The sequence below is a fragment of the Candidatus Magnetaquiglobus sp. genome (genome assembly GCF_058402785.1).
The window spans coordinates 1-6,820 of sequence record NZ_JBZVFG010000086.1 but is presented as its reverse complement, the minus strand read 5'-3'; the positions used below and the strand labels follow the sequence as shown (position 1 = coordinate 6,820).

The window sequence follows — 6,820 nt, the reverse complement described above, 5'->3', positions numbered from 1 at the left end:
GGGACGTTACCGTGGTCGGGGTCGTCGGGGACGTTACCGTGGTCGGCGTGGTCGGACTGGTTACCGTGGTCGGCGTGGTCGCACTGGTCACGGTGGTCGGCGTGGTCGGGGACGTTACCGTGGTCGGGGTCGTCGGGGACGTTACCGTGGTCGGCGTGGTCGGACTGGTTACCGTGGTCGGCGTGGTCGCACTGGTCACGGTGGTCGGCGTGGTCGGGGACGTTACCGTGGTCGGCGTTGTGGCGCTGGTCACGGTGGTCGGCGTGGTCGGGGACGTTACCGTGGTCGGAGTCGTCGGGGACGTTACCGTGGTCGGCGTGGTCGGACTGGTTACCGTGGTCGGGGTCGTCGGGGACGTCACCGTGGTCGGCGTGGTCGGAGTCGTCACGCCGGCAGTTGCCTGAATCTGTGCCAGGGTCGGAGCAGGGGGAATCGCTGGCGCTGCCGGCTCGGCAGCCTGCACGGGCGCGGTCGGGCTGGTCGGCGTCGTGGCCGTGGTCGGTGCGGTCGGCGTGGTCGGCGTGGTCGGCGACGAGGGGTCGATCACCGGTTCTTCCGGCGCCACCGGCGCATCCTTGGCGCTCGGCATCGGCTGCGCCGGTTCCTCGGCTCCAGACTGTTGCGTCACCTCGTCGGTCGGGGCCTGGGCCGCCGCCTTCTCCGCTCCGGATGGGGGAGGGGTCACGCCACCCTGAACCGGCTTGTCATCCTCGACAAAAATCCCCTCGGTCTCCTGGGTCTCGGACAGGCCATCCTTGATCTCCATGCCGCTGCCCATCTGGATCGATCCCAGAGCCTGCAGATCCTCGTTCGAGTTCCCCTGATCGGTGAACGACGAGGATTCGGCGGACATGTCCACGGTCCGGGTCTGCTGCAACACCGTCAGGTCGTCCAATGTTTGACGGGACTCCTCCTCCTCATCCACCACCGGAGCGGGATTGCGGTTTTCGGTCTCCTCGGCCATGGTCTTCGTCCTCGTCAAAAGGCCTGCGCGGTGCGATCAGGCGGGTTGAAACAGGGGTGAACTCTGAACCAATATGAATCGATCAAGCGAAAAATATACTCAAATGATTGCAAAGAAGAAAATCTGTCAGCCTTGGCTTCGCCACATCCAACCGGTTCTTGGTTGTCACGTCGTCTGCCCGGAACGTATGCGGGCATAAAGCAACATTTTCGACGTGGATATACGATATCCCCTTGCCGTGAGGCAGGATAGCGCAAAAATGCAGATCTATACCATTGGCTATACCAACGTTGGGCAAGGAGGGACGCGCGCCCGGAATGCCGTTCGGGCGCGCGTGGGGGGTGTCAGCGAGATTGGGTTTGCGTGGGCAGCAGGGTAGGTGCCAAACCTTGGAAAAACCGACTGAAAACCGATCCCTCGTCCACGCCGCGCCGCAACTCGGCCAGCTCCGATCGGCTCACGTCCCCCTTTTTGTCCAACAGGCGTACCGCCGCCTTGTAGAACGCTCCCTGGGGGAAGTTATGTCCCAGTACCGCCGCATGGTTGCGAGCCTCTTCGGGCAGTCCCAGCCGTTGCGAGGCCAGGACCAGACTGAACAACGCCTCCTCGGCGAACGGGGTGGTCTGGAATTCCGGATGGTGGGCCACCTGTATGAACCGGTTGACCGCCGCGATATACTCCTCCCGGTCCAGATAGAACCGCGCCACCACCATCTCCTGTTCGGCGAGACGATTCACGCACAACCGCAGCATCCGCTGTGCCTCGAAGGCATAATCGGACTTCGGGAAACGGGTGATCAGTTCGCGAAACGCCGTCACCGCCTCGCGGGTACGGTTTTGATCCCGATAGGAGTCGGCGATGCGTTGATAGTGGGCCAATCCGCGCATGTAGAATGCATACGCCACATGCCGATGGCGCGGATGCAGACGGATGAACCGCAGGGCCGATCCCACCGTCTCCTCGTAATCGCCGTTCTTGTATTGGGCATAGATCAGATTCAGCTGTGCCCGCGTGGCATAAGGGGAGAAGGGGTGTTTTTGATCGATCTGCTGGAACCGGTCCGCCGCCGCCTTGAACCGCTCGTTCTTCATGCCGAGCATCCCCTCCTGGTACAGCTCTTCCGGGGGCTTGGTCGGCGCGATCTCCGGTCCGCTGGAACAGCCACCCGTCAGAACCATCATCCACAACACGCAAGCGATCCAAAAACGATTACCCATGATGAAATTCCAGTATTCAAGTGGACGGAAGGGTTGCGACACGCAACCGATCTTGACAGAATAAAGGAAAAGCGTCTCCCCGCGAAAGCGCTCGCGCGACCCACCCGCATATTTTCAAAAAGTCATCATGATCCTCATCCCATCCACCGCGTCTCGGGACCGCCTGTCGCCCGATGCCGTCTGCCACGCCATCGCTCAACGCAACGGTTCGCCGTTGTTTCTGGTGTCGCGACTGCTGGGCGGGGCCAAGCGACGCCTGTTCATCAGCGCCTACGCCGCCATGCGGGTGATCGATGATCTGGTGGATGAAAATTTTCTCGCCCTCCCCAGGGAGCAGCGTCCCGGCCAACGGGAGCGGGTTCTCGAGAAGATCGAAACCTGGCGTCTCCAGGCCCGTGCCGCCAGTCGACACGCCTTTACCCCGCGCGCGGACTCCTTTCATCCGGATGTTTTCCTCGCCCTCAACGAGACCATCGGTCAAAGCGATCTGGGCGATTGGCCCTGGGATGCCCTGGCCGATGCCATGCGTCACGATGTCCACGAGCAGGAGATCGTCACCTGGGAGGATTTTCTCGCCTACTGCGAGGGGGCGACCGTCTCTCCGGCGGCCACCTTCGCCTATATCCTCGCCTGCGAGGTTCAGGACGGTCACTATCGACTGAATCGGCCCGACCCTTTCTGTCGCGATCAGGTGCGCGACATGGCGATCTTTTGCTATCTGATCCACATCGCCCGTGACCTGGCCAAGGATGCCCGCAAGGATCGCCAGTTGATCACCATCCCCACCGAGATGCTTGCCGAGGCCGGATTCCGTCGCGATACCCTGGCCGCCGGACTCGACCGCAAGGCATCCCTGATCCCGTTGATCCGCGCTTTGACCGACCGGGCGTCGGAACGGCTCGCCACCGGACTCGACCCCATCGCCCGCCTGCCGTTGCGCACCCTGGAGCGGTGGATCCTCGACCGCCTGCTCAACAAATACCGCGCGCTGCACCTCCAGTTGATCGAAAATCCCCTTCGGTACTTGTAAACCGCGTCTATTTTGAGAGGCGTCGTTTCCCGCAAGGCCACGGTGCAACAGACGAGTTTCGTTTCCAAACTTGCCTGATGGGGGGAGAACCCCCTCACCCCCCGTACCATGGACTTCCCTTCAGGCGTTCCAAGGTAAACTTGCCTGATGGGGGGAGAACCCCCTCACCCCCCGTACCATGGACTTCCCTTCAGGCGTTCCATGGTACACACCCTCCGGACGATTCGTCCGATTCGTTGGATGGGCCGTGTGGTGCATGATGCCCCGGCCCGCGTCGAACCTCTGCGCGGGTCACGCCTCCCGCGTCAGGAGAAACTCGGCCAGGGGACGGTCGAAATGGTTGATGTGTTGGGCCTCCCAGGTGAAGAGCGCGTCGATGTCGAACCCCTCCTGACCGTCGGCGGCAAAGGTGGTTTGGAACAGCGGCCCCTCCAGCAACGCCTGGTGGGCGGCGATATGCGCCGCCGCGTCGGAAAGGTCGCGTGCCCGCATGAGCTGGTTTTCCGCCTCGAAGTGCCTGTCGAACCAGCCATGCAACCCCCGCAGCCGCTCGGCGACGATGGCCGGATCACACCCTTCGGTCAAAAGTCCCTTCAAGTCGTTGAGTTGATCCAACAGCTCCTGATGCTGTCGGTCCAACACCTCGATCCCGGTCACCGGAAAGCGCAGCCATTTGAAGGTGAGTTTCTTGTTGTGGGCGAGGATCACCACGGCCATGGCCTTTCTCCCTTGTTGAGCCACGATGGAACGCATTCCGGAAGCGGGTGTTTCGTGAATCTTGTCGGTCATGAGCAGGACTCCCCCTCCGGATCCATGCGCCGACGCGCCCCGGCCAGAAGCTCGGGAATCGGCAGGCCACGCGGACAGCGCGGCAGACAGTCGCCGCAGCGGTCGCAGGTTTCCAGTCGGGCGCCAGGCACCCAGTGATCGCCGGGACGCATCATGTCGTAACGATAGCGGGCGAAATGCGTCATGTCAAAACAGTGAATCAAATGATCCATGCGCAGGATCTCCGGGATTTCGATTTCCTGGGGACAGGGCAGGCACGCGAAACACCCCTGTCCGCAGTCGTTGAGCGCGGAGCGGGATTCCGCCGCCGCCAGACGCCAGGCGATCTCCCGTTCGGCATCTCCCCAGGCGGGCGCATGCCGCAACCCTTCCAGATGCAGGGGCAGTTGGGTCGGATCGCTCAGACCGATGCTCAAGGTGTGGATTTCGTTCTGGGCCAGCAGCCATCGTTCGTTGAACTGCGCCGGCTGCAAGGGGGCGGTCAACAGACGCAGCCGTTCCGGCGGGTCGTAGAGTCGTCCGCCCTTGTCGTTGGGCGAGATGATCATCACACCCATGCCCAGGGCGTTGGCCAGGGCCACGGCGGCGTGGTTGGCGCGTCGGAACCGGTAATAGTGGAGATTGACGAAATCGAAATGGCCGGTGGCGAGGATTCTCAACAACAGCGGTGGCGCCGCGTGGCCGGAGAAGCCGATGGCGCCGATCACCCCTTCGTCGCGGGCCTGATGAAGGGCGGTCATCACCCCGTTTCTGGCGCCGAGGGACTGAAGGTGCGTTTCGCGGTTCAGGCCGTGCAGGGCGAACAGATCGATGCGATCACACCCCAGACGGGTGATGGAATCGTCGATCCACTGGCGCATCTCCCGCGCGGTGGGGGCGGGCGGGGCCTTGGTCATGATGTGGTAGCGTTCGCGGGGCACCCCGATCCGGGGCAGCACCGCACCGAGCAGTCGTTCGCTCTTGCCGTAGCCGCGTGCGGTTTCGATCAGGTTGATCCCGGCGGACAGGGCGGTGGAGACGATCGCGAAGGTCGATTCCAGGCTTTCTTCCGGCAGATGATCGTGGGGCGTCTCCCAGCCGTGCGGCAGGCGCATGGTCCCGAGGGTCAACACCGAGACATCCAGGCCGGTCTTGCCGAAGCGACGTCGTTCCATGGCGCTAGCCGAGGCCGTTGCGCAGTCGGCGGGCATGGGGGAGCAGATCGCCGGCCAGCATGCCGACCATGCCCTGTTCGGCGGCGCAGGCATCCGCCGCCGCGCCGTGCAGCCACACCCCGGCGCGTACCGCGCTCTCCACCGGCCAGTCCTGGGCCAGAAGGCCGGCGATGATGCCGGTCAGAAGATCCCCGCTGCCGCCGGCGGCCAGACCTGGATTGCCGGTGGCGTTGATCCAGGCACGTCCGTCCGGCGCGGCGATCACCGAGCCCGCCCCCTTGAGAACCACCCATACCCCCCAGTCACGGGCGGTGCGGCGCGCGATCGCCAGACGGTCCCCCCGCACGTCGTTGACCCCCATGTCCCACAACCGGGCCATTTCGCCGGGATGGGGCGTGAGGATCAACGGTGTGCGTCGTCCGATGCCCCAGTGGCGGATGCGTTCCCCCTGGCCGGCCAATACGTTCAAGGCATCCGCGTCCAACAGGGTGGGAAGTTCCTTCCAGGCCATCAGCGCGGTGACCAGTTCCCAGGTTTGTTCGTTCTCCCCCAGACCCGGCCCGATGGCCAACACGTCGGGTTGAAAACGGCCCTTGGTGATGATGTCCAACAGAGGTTCGCCCGAGGCGCGCAGAGGCAACGGCAGGCTCATGGCCTCGGTCAGGCCGGCGGTGACCACCGGTTGCGCCGCCGCCGGGGTGGCCACGGTGATCAGACCCGCTCCCACCCGTGCCGCCCCCTGGGCCACCAGGATCGCTGCGCCCTCCATGCCGACCCCGCCGGCCACGACCAGCAGACGACCGCAATCCCCCTTGTGGGCATCCGGGGAGCGTTTGGGAATCAGCAGATCTTCCGTGACGTTGAGGGCCACGTCATGTTCGGGGATGTTCAGAAAGCTCTCGGGAATGCCGATCGGCGCCACGATCAGCTCGCCGACGAGCCCGGCACCCGGATACAGACGATGGCCCCGTTTTTCCGCCGCGAAGGTGACGGTCCAGCGTGCCGGCAGGGCGCACCCCAGAATGCGTCCCGTATCCGCGCACACGCCGGAGGGGATGTCCACCGCCAGAACCGGTTTGCCGCTTCGTGCCACCAGGCGGATCAGTTCGGCGGCCAGCCCTTCGACGGAGCGGGCCAGACCGGTGCCGAAGATCGCATCCACCACCACGCTGCAATGGAGCAGCAGGGGATGGAGCACGTCGGTCAGCGCCACGCCGGGCAAAAGCTCCCGCACCACCCCGCCTTGTCCCACGAACGCTCCGTGATGGATGCGGGCATCCCCTTTCAGATCCGCCCCCCGTCCGAGCAGCAACACCACCACCCGGCCACCGGATTGCAGCAGCCGTCGCCCCACCACGAAGCCATCGCCCCCGTTGTTGCCCTGGCCGGCCAGAATCACCACCACCCGTTCACGCCACTCCGGCATGCGGGTTTTCAGGATCCGGCAGGCCACGGCACCGGCATTTTCCATCAGCACCACCCCAGGCAGACCCAGGTTTTCGATGGTGCGGCGGTCCGCCTCGCGCATTTGCGCGCTGGTCAGCAAGCGGTGTGAAGCGACGCGTTCCAAGTCGTGGGCCATTGCACGCCTCCCATGTGATGTTGCATAACTTTACCGTGGAACTCCCGAAGGGAGGGCCATGGTAAAGGGGGGTGAGGGGGTTCT

Annotated in this window: 5 protein-coding genes and 1 pseudogene; 1 reads left to right on the top strand and 5 read right to left on the bottom strand. The window is 64.1% G+C overall.

Features of this window, described 5'->3' with window-relative positions; all coding sequences use genetic code 11:
* Both ACV4UY_RS16375 and ACV4UY_RS16370 read right to left on the bottom strand, forming a co-directional pair.
* Window positions 1–964: pseudogene (locus ACV4UY_RS16375) on the bottom strand (hypothetical protein); the annotation flags it as partial.
* Window positions 965–1,308: 344 nt separating this feature from the next.
* Window positions 1,309–2,181: an outer membrane protein assembly factor BamD gene (locus tag ACV4UY_RS16370; RefSeq protein ID WP_491608626.1), complete on the bottom strand. Its 873-nt coding sequence runs from the start codon at window positions 2,179–2,181 to the stop codon at window positions 1,309–1,311.
* Between the two features lie 127 nt (window positions 2,182–2,308).
* On the opposite strand from ACV4UY_RS16370, the gene ACV4UY_RS16365 reads away from it, so the two are divergent.
* Window positions 2,309–3,211, top strand: a complete 903-nt coding sequence (locus ACV4UY_RS16365; RefSeq protein WP_491608625.1) for a phytoene/squalene synthase family protein — start codon at window positions 2,309–2,311, stop codon at window positions 3,209–3,211.
* A 291-nt stretch (window positions 3,212–3,502) separates the two neighbouring features.
* On the opposite strand, the gene ACV4UY_RS16360 is transcribed toward ACV4UY_RS16365, so the two are convergent.
* Genes ACV4UY_RS16360 through ACV4UY_RS16350 form a run of 3 tightly spaced genes read right to left on the bottom strand, consistent with a single transcriptional unit; the run spans window position 3,503 to window position 6,736 of the window.
* Window positions 3,503–4,000, bottom strand: a complete 498-nt coding sequence (locus ACV4UY_RS16360) for a bacteriohemerythrin (protein WP_491608624.1) — start codon at window positions 3,998–4,000, stop codon at window positions 3,503–3,505.
* A complete protein-coding gene (locus ACV4UY_RS16355) occupies window positions 3,997–5,154 on the bottom strand; it encodes an aldo/keto reductase (protein WP_491608623.1) in 1,158 nt (385 codons plus the stop codon). The genes ACV4UY_RS16360 and ACV4UY_RS16355 overlap by 4 nt, the downstream gene beginning before the upstream one ends.
* 4 nt (window positions 5,155–5,158) lie before the next feature.
* The gene (locus ACV4UY_RS16350; RefSeq protein WP_491608622.1) at window positions 5,159–6,736 is read right to left on the bottom strand and encodes an NAD(P)H-hydrate dehydratase; all 1,578 of its coding nucleotides are present in this window, start codon (window positions 6,734–6,736) and stop codon (window positions 5,159–5,161) included.
* Between the last annotated feature and the right edge of the window lie 84 nt (window positions 6,737–6,820).